This window comes from Marivibrio halodurans, assembly GCF_017963645.1.
Classification (GTDB): domain Bacteria; phylum Pseudomonadota; class Alphaproteobacteria; order UBA8366; family Aestuariispiraceae; genus Marivibrio; species Marivibrio halodurans.
The window spans coordinates 100,014-115,309 of record NZ_JAGMWN010000008.1 but is presented as its reverse complement, the minus strand read 5'-3'; the positions used below and the strand labels follow the sequence as shown (position 1 = coordinate 115,309).

Genomic DNA, 15,296 nt, shown 5'->3' with positions numbered 1-15,296 from the left:
CGCGCGCGACGGTTAAGCCATCGCGGCGCTCGCGGCATCGACGATAAGCGCGCCGAAGATCGCGAACAGATAAAAGATTGAATAGCCGAACATCCGCTTCGCCGCCTTGTCCCCGGCATCGTCCGGCTCGCGCAACACGGCGAGCGCGGATACCAGGAACAGCCCCCCCAGCACCGCGGCCGACAAACCGTAAACGGAACCCGCCGCGCCAAGCAGCCAGGGCGCCAATCCGATGGGGAACAATAGCACGGTATAGAGCAGAATCTGCCGCTTCGTCGCCGCCCTGCCCGCGACATTGGGCAGCATCGGAACGCCCGCCTTGTCGTAGTCACCGGTCTTGAAGAGCGCCAGCGCCCAGAAATGCGGTGGCGTCCAGAAGAAAATAATGGCGAAAAGCGCGATCGACGCGAAGGAGACGTCCCCCGTCACCGCCGCCCAGCCGATCATCGGCGGGAATGCCCCGGCGGCCCCGCCGATGACGATGTTCTGCGGCGTGCGGCGCTTCAACCACATGGTGTAGACGAAGACATAGAAGAGGATCGTGCCGGCCAACAGCGCCGCGGCCGCGTAATTGACCGCGACCGCCATCAACCCGACCGAGAAAAGCGCGAGAACGACGCCGAGGCTGAGCGCCTCCGCCGCCGGCACCCGGCCGGTCGGCAGGGGACGGCCCCGGGTCCGGCTCATGATGGCGTCGATGTCGCGGTCGTACCACATATTGATGGCACCGGCCGCGCCCGCGCCGACCGTGACGCACAGGATGGCGACCGCGGCCAGGACCGGATGCAGCGTGCCGGGCGCGGCGATCAACCCTGCCACCGCCGTGAAGACCACCAGCGACATGACCCGGGGCTTGAGCAACTGGATATAGTCGCGCACCTGCGCCGGCGCGCCGGTCACCGCGACCGCGTCGCGCATGCCGCCGGCATAGCGGAACTCGATATCCTGGCTGTAGGTGCTATCGCTCACGGATCACGGGGTCCCTTGTCCAAGGATCATCAATATCACGGCTCGCCAATGCCATGATGCCACGCATCGCGTCGCATGCAGCGGTGATGCCCCCCTCGGGAGGCACCGGCGGTTCCGACCCCATATATCGGTCGGAACCGCCGGCCGCATCTTTCGGGCACGTCCCCAGGCCCCCTCGCCCCGGGACGCGACGCCGGCCCGCCTTACTTAACGCGCGGCAGATCGTTGAAGGTATGGAACGGCGGCGGCGAGCTGACCGTCCATTCGAGGGTCTTCGCCCCCTCGCCCCAGTAGTTGTCGCCCACGCGCTTGCCGGCGAGGAGCGTGTAGATCATCAGCCCGACGAAGAACAACGTCGAGGCGAAGGCGATATAAGCCCCCCAGGAGCTGATCGCGTTCCACTGGGCGAAGCCGTCCGCGTAATCGACATAGCGGCGCGGCATGCCGGCGAGGCCCAGGAAATGCTGCGGGAAGAAGGTCAGGTTGACGCCGATGAAGGTCGTCCAGAAATGCAGCTTACCCGCCCATTCCGGAATCTGACGGCCCGACATCTTGCCCATCCAATAGTAGATGCCCATGAACAGCGCGAAGACGGCGCCCAGCGACAACACATAGTGAAAGTGGGCTACGACGTAGTAGGTGTCGTGAAGCTGCAGGTCCATGCCCGCGTTCGCCAGCACCACGCCCGTCACGCCGCCGACCGTGAACAGGAAGATGAAGCCGACGGCCCACAGCATCGCCGTGGTGAAACGCAGCGAACCGCCCCACATGGTCGCGATCCAACTGAAGATCTTGATGCCGGTCGGCACCGCGATCACCAGCGTCGCCGCCGTGAAATAGGCGCGCGTATCGACATCGAGACCGACCGTGTACATGTGGTGCGCCCACACGACGAAGCCGACGAACCCGATCGACACCATGGCGTAGGCCATGCCGTGATAGCCGAAGATCGGCTTCTTCGAGAAGGTCGAGACCACGTGACTGACGATCCCGAAGGCCGGCAGGATCATGATATAGACCTCCGGATGCCCGAAGAACCAGAACAGATGCTGGAACAGGATCGGGTCACCGCCACCGGCCGGCGCGAAGAAGGAGGTTCCGAAGTTACGATCGGTCAACAGCATGGTGATGGCGCCGCCGAGAACCGGCAGGGACAGCACCAGCAGGAAGGCCGTGATCAGCATGGCCCAGGCGAAGAGCGGCATCTTGTGCAGCGTCATGCCCGGCGCGCGCATGTTGAAGATCGTGGTGATGAAGTTGATCGCCCCCAGGATCGAGGAGGCGCCCGCGAGGTGGAGCGAGAAGATCGCCATATCCACCGACGCGCCCGGATGCCCCAGCACCGAGGACAGCGGCGGATAGATCGTCCAGCCCGTGCCCGCGCCCGACCCCGTCAGCGCCGAGAGCAACAGCAGCGCGAAGGCCGGGATCAACAGCCAGAAGCTGATATTGTTCATGCGCGGGAAGGCCATGTCCGGCGCGCCGATCATCAACGGCACGAACCAGTTTCCGAAACCGCCGATCAGGCCGGGCATCACCACGAAGAAGACCATGATCAGGCCATGCGCGGTGATGAAGACGTTCCATTGCTGGCCGTCCGCCATGAACTGAACGCCCGGATCATGCAGCTCCATGCGCATCATGACCGAGAAGGCACCGCCGATAAGCCCGGCGACCACGGAGAATATCAGGTACATCGTCCCGATATCCTTGTGGTTGGTGGAGTAAAGCCAACGGGCGATGCCCTTGGGCTTGTGATCGTCGTGATGGTCGGCCGTTCCAGCGTAGCTCATAACCGTTCTCTCCGTTTCGCGACCCGTTCCCGCCTTGCCTTACCGCGACGTCTCGTCGGCGGCGAGCTTGACGGGTTCGGCCGCGCCCTCGTCCCGGGCCGCGTCGGCGGCCGCGGTCTTCGTATCCTCGTCCGCGCCGTCCTCCAGCGTGGGATCGATGGCGGCGTACTGGTCCTTCGCCTCGGCCACCCACTGACGGTACTCGTCCTTGGTGACGACCTTCACCGCGATCGGCATATAGGCGTGATCCGTGCCGCAAAGCTCGGAACAGAAGCCGTAATACATGCCTTCCTCGCCCTCCTCGATCAGCGTCCAGCTTTCGTTCAGCCGGCCGGGGACGGTATCGACGCGCACGCCGAAATCGCTCATCGACCAATTGTGGATGACGTCGGCCGACGTCATCTGAAGACGGATCTTCGTCCCGCTCGGCAGAACGACGACATTGTCCGTATCCATCAGACGGTGGACGCCCTGCTCATCCGCCTCCTCGTGGGTGCGCGCCGCGAGGAAGGCGTCGAACTGGAAGTTCTCGTCGAGATACTGGTACTCCCAGTACCATTGATGCCCGACGATCTTCAGCGTCATGTCCGAATCCGCCACATCGTCGGTGGCGTAGAGCAACCGCATCGACGGCACGGCCAGGACGACCAGGATGATCACCGGAATGCCGGTCCAAAGCACCTCGAGCAGCGTGTTGTGCTGACGCTTGGAGGGGGTCGGGTTCGCGCTCTCCCGGAATCGCCAGCAGGTGTAGAGCAGCAGCGCCAACACGAAGATCGTGATCACCGTGATGATCGGCAGCAGCCAATAATCATGGAAGTCGCGCATCTGCTCGGCGATCGGGCTCACCGGCTCCGGCAGGCTCATCTGCCAGGGTTCCGATTTCGCGGCCAGGGCGGCGCCGCCGCTCGCCAGCATGCCGATCGCGGCCAGGGCGGAAGCGCCCGCGGCCGTGGTCATCCGTTTCGTGAAACTGCCAACGCTCATGCGCGCCATCTCCCCGTCGCTCGCCCCGCGCGCCGCCCGATCCCCTTACGATCGAAACGCCCGGTGCCGCAAATCAGCAAACCTTACGACCTCGAACCACCCGCGCCGGACGGCCCCCTCGGGGGACCGTCCCGTTCGGACGAGCGGGCGCCGGACCATTTCCCATGTCCCCTCGCGCGCCCCGGCTTCGCCCCCGTGCTCAAGGCCTGTTCATCGTGCCGGGTTAAACACCATGGGGCGCCCGGAATCAACGGCTTTCAGGCGCCTGCGACGACCTGTCCCGCGCACGCGCGCCGCCGCGACCGGCGGTTTTCAAGGCTCCCGCCCCTCGTCGCGGCGCTGGATCATTCGCCGCGTCCGGTGCATGCCGACCCACAGCAGGGCGACGATGAACGGCACCGACACCCCCGTCGCCAGGGTCGGATCGACCGGCGCGCCCGCCTTGGCCAGCGCCTTGGTCGCGTACCCGATCAAGCCGATGAGGTAATAGCTGATCGCGGCGACCGAGAGGCCCTCCACCGTCTGTTGCAGCCGAAGCTGGAGTTTCGCGCGACGATCCATCGAATGCAGCAGGTTCTGATTCTGCCGCTCCAGCGCGAAATCGACCCGTGTGCGCAGCAGATTGGCCGCCCGCGTCGCGCGCCGGGACAGATCGGCGAGCCGGTCGCCGACCGAGGCGCAGGTCCGCATCGCGGGGCCCAGCCGGCGTTCCAGGAACTCCGCGATCGTCTGATAGCCGTCGATCTGCTCCTCCCGCAATTCCAGGAGGCGGGTCTCGATCAGCGCGTGATAGGCCTTGGCGGCGCTGAAACGATAGGCGGTCTCGGAGGCCAGCCGTTCGATCTCCGCCGATTGGCGCGTCAGGCGCTCCAGCAAGTCCCCGTCATCGTGCGAATCGGCCGCGCCGGTTTCCGCCATCATCGCCGTCAAATCGGCGAGCGCCCGGTCGATACGGGCGATTCGCGGGCTGGTCTCCCGCGCCAGCGGCAGGGCCAGCAGCGCCACGTTGCGGTAGGTCGCGATTTCCAGCAGCCGCTGAACCACCCGGCCCGCCTTGCGGTTTTGCATATGCAGATCGCGCAGCAGGATGCGGTTATGCCCATCGGGGTGGATGCGCAGATCCGTCCAGACCTGCGCCGACCCGCCGGCGAGCAGGCTGGTCACCAGACTGGCCGGCACGAACAGGCGCTCCAGCGTCCGTTGATCCGGCACCGGATCGTCGCGCGAGAGCAGCACCAGGTGCGTGGCGACGAGAAGTTCGCCCGGAAGCCCCTCGAACCAATCGGCGGGCAAGGCGTTCCCCGCCGGCTCGGCGAAAGGCGCCCCGCCGGTGCGCGGGCGGATGACGGTATAGCCGGTGAATTCCGAATGCCGTTCCCAGCGCAACCGGAAGGCCCCGAAATCAGCGGAGAAGAAATTCGCCCCCGCCATCGGCGGATTGATCCCGAACCGATCGCACAGCCGGGTCAGATGGGCGCGGTCGTCCCCCGCGGTCCCTTCCCCGGTCACCATGGCATAGAGCACGATATCCGCCGGCGCGGTCAGTTCCTCGAACGGCCGCGCATGCAGTTCGTTCGAGAGTTGATAGCGCAACGGATGTTCCGTCGGCGGCAAGACCCCGTGGCCCGGCTCGGCGGCGGCCGTCCCAACATCCGACATTCCCGTTCCCCTCTCCCGCTCTTCCCGATCCGCCGTGGCCCGCCGTGGCCCGCCGTGGCCCGCCGTGGCCCGCCGCCTTGCTTGATCCGAGGGCGGTGCCACGCCATTTCCGTGGTGGGAGCGGCATGCTATCACGGAACCGGGATTGGGTATCCAGACGCGACGCACCGCCCGATGGGGCATCGACGCCCCCACCAGAAATAGGATTTATGAGGATTTTCGATGGCCGATTTGGCGAGAACCGACGAGCTTTTCTTCGATCGCGCCGGGCTTGACCGGACGCGGGTCGAGGGGCTGGTGGACGAGACCCTGCACGGCGCCGACGATGGCGAACTCTATCTGGAATATAGCCAGTCGGAGAGCGTCACCTTCGACGACGGCCGCATCCGCAACGCCGCCTTCGATTCGAGCCAGGGATTCGGTCTGCGCGCGGTCTGCGGCGACGCGGCCGGATACGCCCATGCGGGCGACCTGTCGGAAGCGGCGATGAAACGCGCGTCCGAGGCGGTGCGCGCGGTGAAGCACGGCCATGCCGGAACGCTTGCCGCCCCGCCGCCCGGCACCAACGCCTCGCTCTATCCGGACGTCAATCCGATCGCGACGCTCGATTTCGACGCCAAGGTGAAACTGCTCTCCGAGATCGACGCCTACGCGCGCGGCAAGGACACCCGCGTCTCCCAGGTCTCCGCCTCGCTCGCCGGGGAATGGACGGCCGTGCAGATCGTACGCGCCGACGGCGAACGGGTGGCGGATATCCGCCCGCTCGTGCGTCTCAACGTCTCCGTCGTCGTCAGTGAGGGCGACCGGATGGAAAGCGGCAGCCACGGCGCGGGCGGGCGCGCGGACTATGCCGCCTATATCGATCCCGCCTTCTGGCAGGGCGCGGTGGACGAGGCGCTGCGTCAGGCGCTGGTCAATCTGGAAAGTGTCGATTGCCCGGCGGGCGAGATGACGGTCGTGCTCGGCTCGGGCTGGCCGGGCATCCTGCTGCACGAGGCGATCGGCCATGGCCTGGAGGGCGATTTCAACCGCAAGAAGACCAGCGCCTTCGCCGGCCTGATGGGGCAACGCGTGGCCGCCCCCGGCGTCACGGTGGTGGATGACGGCACGCTCGCCGACCGGCGCGGGTCCCTTACCATCGACGACGAGGGCACGCCGACCAACCGCACGGTCCTGATCGAGGACGGTATCCTCAAGGGTTATATGCAGGATCGCATGAATGCCCGCCTGATGGGCATGGCCCCGACCGGCAACGGCCGGCGTCAATCCTATGCCCACGCCCCCATGCCGCGCATGACGAACACGGTGATGCTGGGCGGCGACAAGGACCCGGCGGAGATCATCGCCTCCGTCCCCAACGGCCTCTATGCCGTCAATTTCGGCGGCGGCCAGGTCGACATCACCAACGGGAAATTCGTTTTCTCCTGCACCGAGGCCTATAAGATCGAGGACGGCAAGGTCACCGCCCCGGTCAAGGGGGCAACGCTGATCGGCAACGGGCCGGACGCGCTGACCAAGGTGTCGATGATCGGGAACGACATGGCGCTCGATCCCGGCATCGGCACCTGTGGCAAGGACGGCCAGGGCGTGCCGGTGGGCGTCGGCCAGCCGACCATGCGGCTCGACGGGTTGACCGTCGGCGGAACGGGCTGACCGGCCAGGACGATTCGGCGGCGGTTCGGCGCCGGGCTTCGGGCTTAAAGGTGGGGAGGACGCGTTGTTGGGGGTATCGAGGAGAACCGGGCGCGCAAACGCGGGACGGGCGATGCTCGCGATCCTTCTGCTGCTGGGCCTCGCCGCCTGCCAGGAGGAGGGCAAGACGACCGCCGGGGCCGGATCCCCGGGCGCTTCGGATTCCGACGTCGCGCTCAATTGCCGACGCGAGTTGCCCGATCCGCCGCTGGCGGCGGAGAACAAGGCGCGCCTTACCCTTACCATCGCCGATCTCGGTCACGAGATCGTCGACGGCCGCAACCGCTACCCCCACAGCCGCAGCTTCGCCGAGGCCAATGGCGTGCCGGTCACGATCTATCGCGGCAAGGTCTGCGTGGAAAACGGGGCGGAATGCGCCGACGCCTGCGTTTCCTATCGGATCGCGGGCGGCACCACGCTGGTCCAGGCGAACCACCATGTCGCGACCAAGGCGGACCGCGACCGCATCACGCTGCACTACTGGGCGCGCGATGACGGCGGTAATTTTCACGAGCTTAACCGCGTGGTCGAAACCGACGGAACCCGGGCGGCGGTGGCGGATTAGAAAGCCGCCGGGCTCGGCGGCGCCATTTCCTCGCAGACCGGGCCGTCGTCGTCCCGGGTCACGATGCACCGCCATCGCGCCGGGGGCATCCGATCCTCCTCGCCCGTCGCATAGGCGCCGAACACATGCCCGGTCGTGCCATCGACCATCCACAGCGCGCCCTCCTGCCCCTCATGAAAGCGTAGACAGCGGGGACGTTCGATATTGTCGAAATCATGGAAGCACGCATCCTGGGCCCGCCATTCGATCTCGCCGGCGAAGAGATAGGGTTCCTTGGTGTCGAGACGGGGACTCGAAATCAAATACCCGTCACGCATGGTGAAACACTGTATCGGCTCCGCCCGTTCGCCGGTCGCGGCGTCGACCGCGCAATAGAGCGTGCCGGACATCCGCGCGCGCAGTTCAGCGGGCGGCAGGGCCCGCAGACCGGCGCGACGCAGATCCGCCTCGACCGCCCAAAATGGCGGCCGGCTTCTGTCCGGCGACGCACGCTCGCACATCCGGCCCGATTTATCGCCGCTCAGGACACGGTCGAAGCAGGACGAGTAGACGGCCGCGAAAGCATCGCTATAGCCAGCGAAATGGCTGGCGAAGCCGTTGGGGGCATCGATCAGGACCGATCGGCGTCGCGTCATGCTTCCGGTCTCCGCCAGCATGCCCTTCACCATGCCCGGCGCCATCGTCCCGTACCATCGGCTTTCCCGGAAATAGGCGAACAGCAACGGCGTTCCGGCATGCCCCGACAAGAGCGACGCGAGATCCTCCCTCCGCCGCGCGTCCGATACCGCAAGATCGCCGGTAGGCGAAAGCGTCGGTCCCAGGCGATCGGGTTCGATGACGGCGGCACCGTCGACCATCGCGCCGGCCGACAAGGCGCCCAGAAGCTCGGCACCGCCCCGTGAATAACCGAGGAAGCTCACACGGTCATAGCCTTCCGCGCGGGCACGATCCACGAAGGATTCGAGGAGCGCGCGCCAATGCCCCGCGTTCCGCCAGTGCACGAGGCGCCGGGAATAGGGAATATTGACGCGCACGACATCCCACCCGCGCCCGTTCAACACGACAAGCAGGGGTGGCCCCTGATCGGCATCGGCGCGCGGGCGGTCATTGGCGACTTTGCCCCATCCGCTGAAACCGGGCAGGAAGACGAGCAGCCCCTTCGCCTCGTCCGGACCGTGACGTACCGTCGAGGCGAGTCGGACAAAATCGATCGGCGCGTAATCCACGTCCCGAAGGGTCGGATCGATCCGCCGGGTCCCGAGACTGTGCAGCACGCAGCGGGCGCCCAGCACCCTGCGCTCGCAATATTCGATCAGATCCTCGACAACGCTTTCGACCGTGACGTCGCACTTGGCCGCGCTTCCACATCGCCACCAGTCCGCGAAATCCCCGTCTTCCGAGACCGCGAAAGCCAGCGGAACGGCCTCGTCGAGATACTCGCGCTCCCGTTGGGAAATCACCGCATCCTGCGTGGCGACGCGATGATCGGGGTGAAGAACCGTCGGGTAACCGGCGATTTCGGCCGGCATTCCGCCCGCCGCCTCCGTCATCATGCCGGTGGGTGAACACCCCGTGGCTGCCAAGCCTATCGTCCCCACGACCAGGATCGAGACGATCCGTGACAGAACGGTTCCTATCCCTGTCATTATTCCCCATCACCTCCGGAACACGTATTATGAGCGTCATATCGCACAATCTAGTTATACGTGTTATTGATGAAATGTACAGCTCATCAAACCGCTGTGTTGCCTGGACGGACCTCCGGCCAATCTCTAAAAGCCGGGCCATGAATACCGAGAGCCCCACCCCCCGTCTGTTGCTGCAACCCAAGGCCTGGAAGCGCTTCGCCGAGGGCGCGCCCTGGGCCTTCAGCAACGAGATCCAGATGGACAACGCCGCCCGGAAGCTGGCGCCCGGGACGCTCGCCCGGCTTTGCCTGCCGGAGGGGGAGCCCGCCGCCCTCGTCCATTTCAATCCGCACAGCCTGATCGCGGCGCGGGCCTTGAGCCGCGAGCCGGACCATCTGGCCGCGGGCGCGCTGCCGGCGGATTGGCTGGAGGCGCGTATCGAACGCGCGGCCGCCCTGCGCGCGCGGCTTTTCGAGGAGCCCTATTACCGCCTTGTCCATGCCGAGGCGGACGGGCTGCCGGGCCTCGTGATCGACCGCTTCGGGGACATCTTCACCGTCCAGGCGAACACCGCCGGGATGGACCGGCTGTTGCCGCGCATCGACGCGGCACTGACCGACCGTCTGGGCGCCACCGCGATCGTCCACCGCAATGACAGCGCGACCCGGGGCCTGGAAGGGCTGGCCGAGGGGATAGAGGTCGCGCGCGGCACCCTGGACGGGCCGGTCACGCTGCGCGAGAATGGCGCCCTCTTCCATGCGGATCTATCGACCGGGCAGAAGACCGGCTGGTTTTTCGACCACCGGGAGAACCGGGCCTTCGCCGCGCGGCTGGCGAAGGGGCGCAGCGTCCTCGACCTCTACGGCTATGCCGGGGCCTTCGCGATCCCGGCGGCATTGGCGGGCGCGACGCGCGTGGTCGGCATCGACCGCTCCGCCGAGGCCCAGGTGCTCGCCGCCCGCTCGGCCGAGGCGAACGGCGTCGCGGACCGGATTACCTTCGAAAGGGCGGACGTCTTCCAGTATCTGGAGCGGTTGGAGACGCCCTTCGACCTCGTCATCGCCGACCCGCCCGCCTTCGTGAAGAACCGGAAGAGCCTGAAGCAGGGGCTGCGCGCCTATGCGAAGCTGGCCCGGCTCTCCGCCGGCGCCACGGCGCCGGGCGGCGAGTTGATGCTCGCCTCCTGCAGTCATCTGGTGAGCGAGGACGCCTTCCTGGAGGCCTGCCGTCAGGGCTTGAAGGAGGCTGGACGCGAAGCCCGCCTGATCCGTCGTGCCGGGGCCGGTCCCGACCATCCACTCCACCCCCGTCTGGCGGAGAGCGGTTATCTGAAGGCCCTGTTCTTCACGCTGGATTGATCGGTGCGCCCGGGGGGACCGGGAGCGGGGCGCGAGGCCGCCTAGTAGCGGCACTCTTCATAAATCTCGGTGATGTCGCCCTTCCAGCGCGTTTCATAGGCCTCCAGCAGATCCTCCGCGAAGGTGCTGCCGGACGCGACGATGGAGCGTAGCGGCTCGATATATTGCCGCTCGTCGAGTTGATTGCCGGGGCTGATCCGGGCGCGGTCGCGCAACCCGTCGCGGGCGATATCCAAAACATCCTTGGCCACGTCGTTCAACGTCCCGCCCCGGAAGGGCGTCTTGAGAGCCGTGCGCGGCACCTGATCGCGCAGCGCCTCGATCTCGGCGACCGACCAGTCGGCGATCAGGGCCTGTGCCCGTGCCAGCGCCTTCTCCTCATAGAGCAGTCCGACCCAGAAGGCGGGCAGCGCGCAGAGATTACCCCAGGGGCCGCCGTCGGCGCCGCGCATCTCAATGAACTTCTTCAACCGAATCTCTGGGAAGACGGTCGTCAGATGGTCGGCCCAATCGCTCATCGTGGGCGTATCGCCCTCATAACCCGGCAGCTTGCCCGCCATGAAATCGCGGAAGCTGAGGCCCGAGGCATCGCGGAACACCCCGTCGCGCATGAAGAAATACATCGGCACGTCGAGCACGTAATCGACCCAGCGCTCGAACCCGAAATCATCGTCGAAGACGAAGGGCAGCATGCCGCACCGGTCCGGGTCCGTATCGGTCCAGATATGGCTGCGATAGCTGAGGAAGCCGTTCGGCTTACCCTCGGTGAAGGGGGAATTGGCGAAGAGCGCGGTGGCGAGCGGCTGGAGCGCGAGGCCGACGCGCATCTTGGCGATCATGTCGCGCTCGTCCTCGAAGTCGAGATTGACCTGGACCGTGCAGGTCCGCGTCATCATGTCGAGGCCGAGATTGCCCTTCTTCGGCATGTAGTCGCGCATGATCTTGTAACGGCCCTTGGGCATCCAGGGAATTTCGTCGCGCCGCCAGATCGGGTTGAAGCCGAGGCCGACGACGCCCGCGCCGATCGCTTCCGTCGCACGGCGCACCTGGTCAAGGTGACGATGCACCTCGCTACAAGTCTGGTGGATGGTCTCCAACGGCGCGCCGGAAAGCTCCAACTGCCCGCCCGGCTCCAGCGTCACGCTGCCGCCGTCGGTACCCTTGAGCGCGATGATCTTGCCGGCTTCCTCGACCGGTTCCCAATTGGGGCCGGCCATGGCGCGGAGCAGCTTCTCGATATCCGGCCCCTCCCCGCCCGAGGCATAGGGGAGCGGACGCAGGCTCGCCTCCTCATAGGCGAACTTCTCGTGCTCCGTGCCGATGCGCCACTGGTCGCGCGGCTTGGAGCCGGAGGCCAGATAATCAATAAGCTGCTGCTTGGACTCGACGGGCGTCGAATCCGTGGCTGAAGGTCCGGACATGGGCTTCCTTCCCGTCTACTTCTCTCGCGGGAACCGATCATGACGACGCCGGTTCCGCCACCCGCCTCAAACGACCCGTCATCCAGCGCCGAAGCCCCATGACGCTCGGGGACTAGGTCCATCCTCTCCCGGGAACAGCGGCGCCCTGCCGCTACTCCACCCGATCCGGCGGGCGCATACCCCCATCGCCCAGGACCGATTGCCAGACGGCGAGCGCCGTCATGGCCGCCGTCTCCGCCCTCAGAATTCTCGGGCCGAGACCGACCGGCAATACAAAGGGAAGATGACGCAAAGTTTCAAGCTCCGCATCCGAAAATCCGCCTTCCGGCCCCGTCAGCACGGCCCAGGCCGGACGGGCCGGGTCGGGCGTCGCGCGCGCGGCCGCCAGCGCCTCGCCGATCGGCGGCGCGGCACCGGCCTCCGCGCACAGGATCAACCGGCGATTCGACGGCCAACCGTCGAGCCGGGCGTCGAGCGCCAGCGGCGCCTCCAACGCCGGGATATCCAGCCGCTCGCACTGTTCCGCCGCCTCGATCAGATTGGCTTGCAGACGCTCCTCCTTCACCCGCTCCACCTGGGTACGGCCGGTCAGGACGGGCAGGAGGCGGGAGACGCCGAGCTCCACCGCCTTCTCGATCAAGAAATCGTGACGCGCGCGCTTGATCGGCGCGTAGAGCAACCAGAGATCGGGCGAGGTGCGTTGATCGCGGCGCTTTTCCTCCACCACGAAACGGGCCCGCCCCTTGCCGAGCGCATCCACCCGCGCGCGCCACTCCCCGTCGCGTCCGTTGAAGAGATGCACCACCTCCCCGCCCTTGAAGCGCAGCACGTTGCGCAGATAGTGCGCCTGATCCGCCCGTGCCTCCACGGGCATGCCGGGGCCAAGGTCGTCCGTCACATAAAGTCGGGTTGCAGTCGCCATGCGGCGGACTATCCTGCACCCGAACGGCGCAAGGCAAGAGCCCCGTCGCCAACGGCATGGAGGAACGACCAATGGCGAAGGCCGGCCCCCCCTCCGGCATCGACCCGACCGATATCGCCCAGGGCAACTGGGTCGATCGCTGGCTACCGGCCGGCACGCGGCCCTATGCGCGGCTCGCCCGGCTGGACCGGCCGATCGGCACCTGGCTGCTGCTGCTGCCCTGCTGGTGGGGACTGGCCTATGCGGTCAGCGCGACCGGTCAAACGCTGACCTGGTTGCATCTCTGGTATGGGGTGCTGTTCGGAATCGGCGCGATCGCCATGCGCGGCGCCGGCTGTACCTGGAACGACATCGTCGACCGCGATATCGACGGCAAGGTCGCGCGCACCGCGACCCGGCCGATCCCGTCCGGCGATGTCAGCCCGTGGCAGGCCTTCGCCTTCCTGGTATTCCTGTGCCTGATCGGCCTCGCCGTCCTGCTGCAATTCAACGCGGCCGCGATCTGGACCGGGATCGGCGCGCTCGCCCTGGTGTTCTGCTATCCGTTCATGAAGCGGATCACCTATTTCCCGCAGGCGTGGCTCGGCCTCACCTTCAATTGGGGGGTGCATGTCGGGTTCATCGCGGTCGCCGGCGCGCCGGACCCGCGCCAGCTTCTGCTCTATGCCGCCGGCTTCTTCTGGACCATGGGCTACGACACGATCTACGCCCATCAGGACAAGGAGGACGATGCCCTGATCGGGGTGAAGTCCACCGCGCTCAAGTTCGGCGACGCGACCCGCCCCTGGATCGCCGGGTTCTATGTCCTGGTGATGGCGCTTCTGTGTGCCGCCGCCTGGACCGGTGGGGTTGGGGCCGGCGGGGTCGGGTGGGGCGTGTGGGCGCTGCTCGCCCTCGCGGCCCTTCATCTCGGCTGGCAGGTGCGCACGGTCGATTTCGACGGCGCAAAAAGCTGCCTGCACCGCTTCAGGGCGAACCGCCATTTCGGCATGATCGTGACGGCCGCCTTCGTCGCGGGCGCGGTGACGGTGCCGCTATGATTTCGCCGCTCGACCAAGGTACGCTGGAACTGCCCGAATCCGGTCTGATCCTGGACCATACCAGCCTGGAGGCGCCGCGCCTCGTGCCGGAGGTGCAGTTGCATCTGGCGGCCCAGGACCTTCCCTTCTTCCGCATGGGCGAAGACGAGTTGGCCGAACGTGGGCTGGGCGTGCCCTATTGGGCCTTCGCCTGGGCCGGGGGGCAGGCGCTCGCGCGCTATGTGCTCGACAATCCCGCGATCGTGCGGGGGCGCCGGGTGCTGGATTTCGGGTCCGGCTCCGGCCTTGTCGGCATCGCGGCCGCCACGGCCGGCGCCTTCGACGTGGTGGCGAGCGAGATCGACCCGCTCTGCGCCGCCGCGATCCGCCTCAACGCCGAAGCGAACGATCATTATATCGACGTGCTGCTTGAGGATGTGATCGGGTCCACGGACCCGGCCTTCGAGGTCGTGCTGGTCGGCGACGTCTGCTACGACAAGGAGATCGCGGACCGGCTGATCCCGTGGCTGGAGGCGCTGGACGGCGCGGGGCGCACGGTGCTGATCGGCGATCCCGGCCGCTTCCACCTGCCGACACTGGGGCTGGAGCGGATCGCCCATTATCACGCCCCGACGACCGCCCTGATGGAGGATAGCGACCTGCGCAACGCGGGCGTTTGGCGCTTCGCGCGGGCGGAGGACGTGCTGCCGGCGGCCTGACGGCCACGCGGCCCAACGGAAGGATCATCACGCAATGGATGCCGAGAGCCTGCGCGCCACCCAGGCGCCGCTGAAGGATCGATACCGCGACGCGCCGGACAGCGCGGTCCTGACGCTGAGCGCGCGCGGACGGCTCGGCGAGGGGGTGGCCTGCTCGCTCGAGACCGGCAAGCAGATCGCGGAAGCCGGTCTGCACCCCTATGCCGGCGGTGACGGCACGCAACTCTGCTCCGGCGACATGCTGCTGGAGGCGCTTGTGGCCTGCGCCGGCGTGACGCTGAAGGCGGTGGCGACCGCGCTTGGGATCGCGGTGCGCGACGGTACGGTGACGGCCAGCGGCACGCTCGACTTCCGCGGCACGCTGGGGGTCGCCAAGGACGCGCCGGTCGGCTTCCGGGACATCACGCTCGCCTTCGAGATCGACGCCGACGCGGATGAGGAGCAACTCGCCACGCTGATGAAGCTGACCGAGCGCTATTGCGTCGTCTACCAGACGCTGAAGAACACACCCGCCCTGCCGGCGCCGGGGATCAAGCTGACGGGGTGATACCCAATCTTGTTGAT

At 66.9% G+C, this 15,296-nt stretch carries 13 protein-coding genes; 6 read left to right on the top strand and 7 right to left on the bottom strand.

The window, feature by feature from the left end; genetic code table 11:
• Nucleotides 1-12: 12 nt before the first annotated feature.
• The 4 genes from KAJ83_RS15905 to KAJ83_RS15890 form a co-directional block, all read right to left on the bottom strand.
• Nucleotides 13-918 carry a heme o synthase gene (locus KAJ83_RS15905; RefSeq protein ID WP_210683119.1) on the bottom strand — a complete coding sequence of 302 codons (906 nt, stop codon included), beginning with the start codon at nt 916-918 and terminating at the stop codon, nt 13-15.
• 254 nt (nt 919-1,172) lie between these two features.
• Entirely contained in the window at nt 1,173-2,762 is a 1,590-nt protein-coding gene (ctaD, locus tag KAJ83_RS15900; protein ID WP_210683090.1) for a cytochrome c oxidase subunit I, read from the bottom strand.
• Nucleotides 2,763-2,801: 39 nt separating this feature from the next.
• A complete protein-coding gene (coxB, locus tag KAJ83_RS15895; RefSeq protein ID WP_210683089.1) occupies nt 2,802-3,749 on the bottom strand; it encodes a cytochrome c oxidase subunit II in 948 nt (315 codons plus the stop codon).
• A 312-nt stretch (nt 3,750-4,061) separates the two neighbouring features.
• Entirely contained in the window at nt 4,062-5,408 is a 1,347-nt protein-coding gene (locus KAJ83_RS15890) for a DUF3422 family protein (RefSeq protein ID WP_210683088.1), read from the bottom strand.
• Between the two features lie 222 nt (nt 5,409-5,630).
• On the opposite strand from KAJ83_RS15890, the gene tldD reads away from it, so the two are divergent.
• Both tldD and KAJ83_RS15880 read left to right on the top strand, forming a co-directional pair.
• Nucleotides 5,631-7,061, top strand: coding sequence for a metalloprotease TldD (tldD, locus tag KAJ83_RS15885; protein ID WP_210683087.1), 1,431 nt, complete (start codon nt 5,631-5,633; stop codon nt 7,059-7,061).
• A gap of 112 nt (nt 7,062-7,173) precedes the next feature.
• Nucleotides 7,174-7,665, top strand: coding sequence for a hypothetical protein (locus tag KAJ83_RS15880; protein WP_210683086.1), 492 nt, complete (start codon nt 7,174-7,176; stop codon nt 7,663-7,665).
• Here the strand turns inward: KAJ83_RS15880 and KAJ83_RS15875 are convergent.
• Entirely contained in the window at nt 7,662-9,311 is a 1,650-nt protein-coding gene (locus tag KAJ83_RS15875; protein WP_210683085.1) for an alpha/beta fold hydrolase, read from the bottom strand. The two genes, KAJ83_RS15880 and KAJ83_RS15875, sit on opposite strands and share 4 nt — an antisense overlap.
• 140 nt (nt 9,312-9,451) lie before the next feature.
• Here KAJ83_RS15875 and KAJ83_RS15870 point away from each other — a divergent pair, with 140 nt between their 5' ends.
• Complete coding sequence (locus KAJ83_RS15870) at nt 9,452-10,651, top strand: class I SAM-dependent rRNA methyltransferase (protein ID WP_210683084.1); 1,200 nt, start codon at nt 9,452-9,454, stop codon at nt 10,649-10,651.
• A gap of 41 nt (nt 10,652-10,692) precedes the next feature.
• On the opposite strand, the gene KAJ83_RS15865 is transcribed toward KAJ83_RS15870, so the two are convergent.
• Nucleotides 10,693-12,072, bottom strand: a complete 1,380-nt coding sequence (locus KAJ83_RS15865; protein WP_210683083.1) for a glutamate--cysteine ligase — start codon at nt 12,070-12,072, stop codon at nt 10,693-10,695.
• A 151-nt stretch (nt 12,073-12,223) separates the two neighbouring features.
• Nucleotides 12,224-12,994, bottom strand: a complete 771-nt coding sequence (locus KAJ83_RS15860; RefSeq protein WP_210683082.1) for a 16S rRNA (uracil(1498)-N(3))-methyltransferase — start codon at nt 12,992-12,994, stop codon at nt 12,224-12,226.
• A gap of 71 nt (nt 12,995-13,065) precedes the next feature.
• Between KAJ83_RS15860 and ubiA the strand changes: the two genes are divergently transcribed.
• From ubiA to KAJ83_RS15845, 3 genes are read left to right on the top strand one after another with little or no spacing between them, the layout of a single operon-like run.
• Nucleotides 13,066-14,034: a 4-hydroxybenzoate octaprenyltransferase gene (gene ubiA / locus KAJ83_RS15855; RefSeq protein ID WP_210683081.1), complete on the top strand. Its 969-nt coding sequence runs from the start codon at nt 13,066-13,068 to the stop codon at nt 14,032-14,034.
• Nucleotides 14,031-14,732 carry a class I SAM-dependent methyltransferase gene (locus tag KAJ83_RS15850; RefSeq protein ID WP_210683080.1) on the top strand — a complete coding sequence of 234 codons (702 nt, stop codon included), beginning with the start codon at nt 14,031-14,033 and terminating at the stop codon, nt 14,730-14,732. The genes ubiA and KAJ83_RS15850 overlap by 4 nt, the downstream gene beginning before the upstream one ends.
• A gap of 34 nt (nt 14,733-14,766) precedes the next feature.
• Nucleotides 14,767-15,279: an OsmC family protein gene (locus KAJ83_RS15845; protein ID WP_210683079.1), complete on the top strand. Its 513-nt coding sequence runs from the start codon at nt 14,767-14,769 to the stop codon at nt 15,277-15,279.
• Nucleotides 15,280-15,296: the final 17 nt, after the last annotated feature.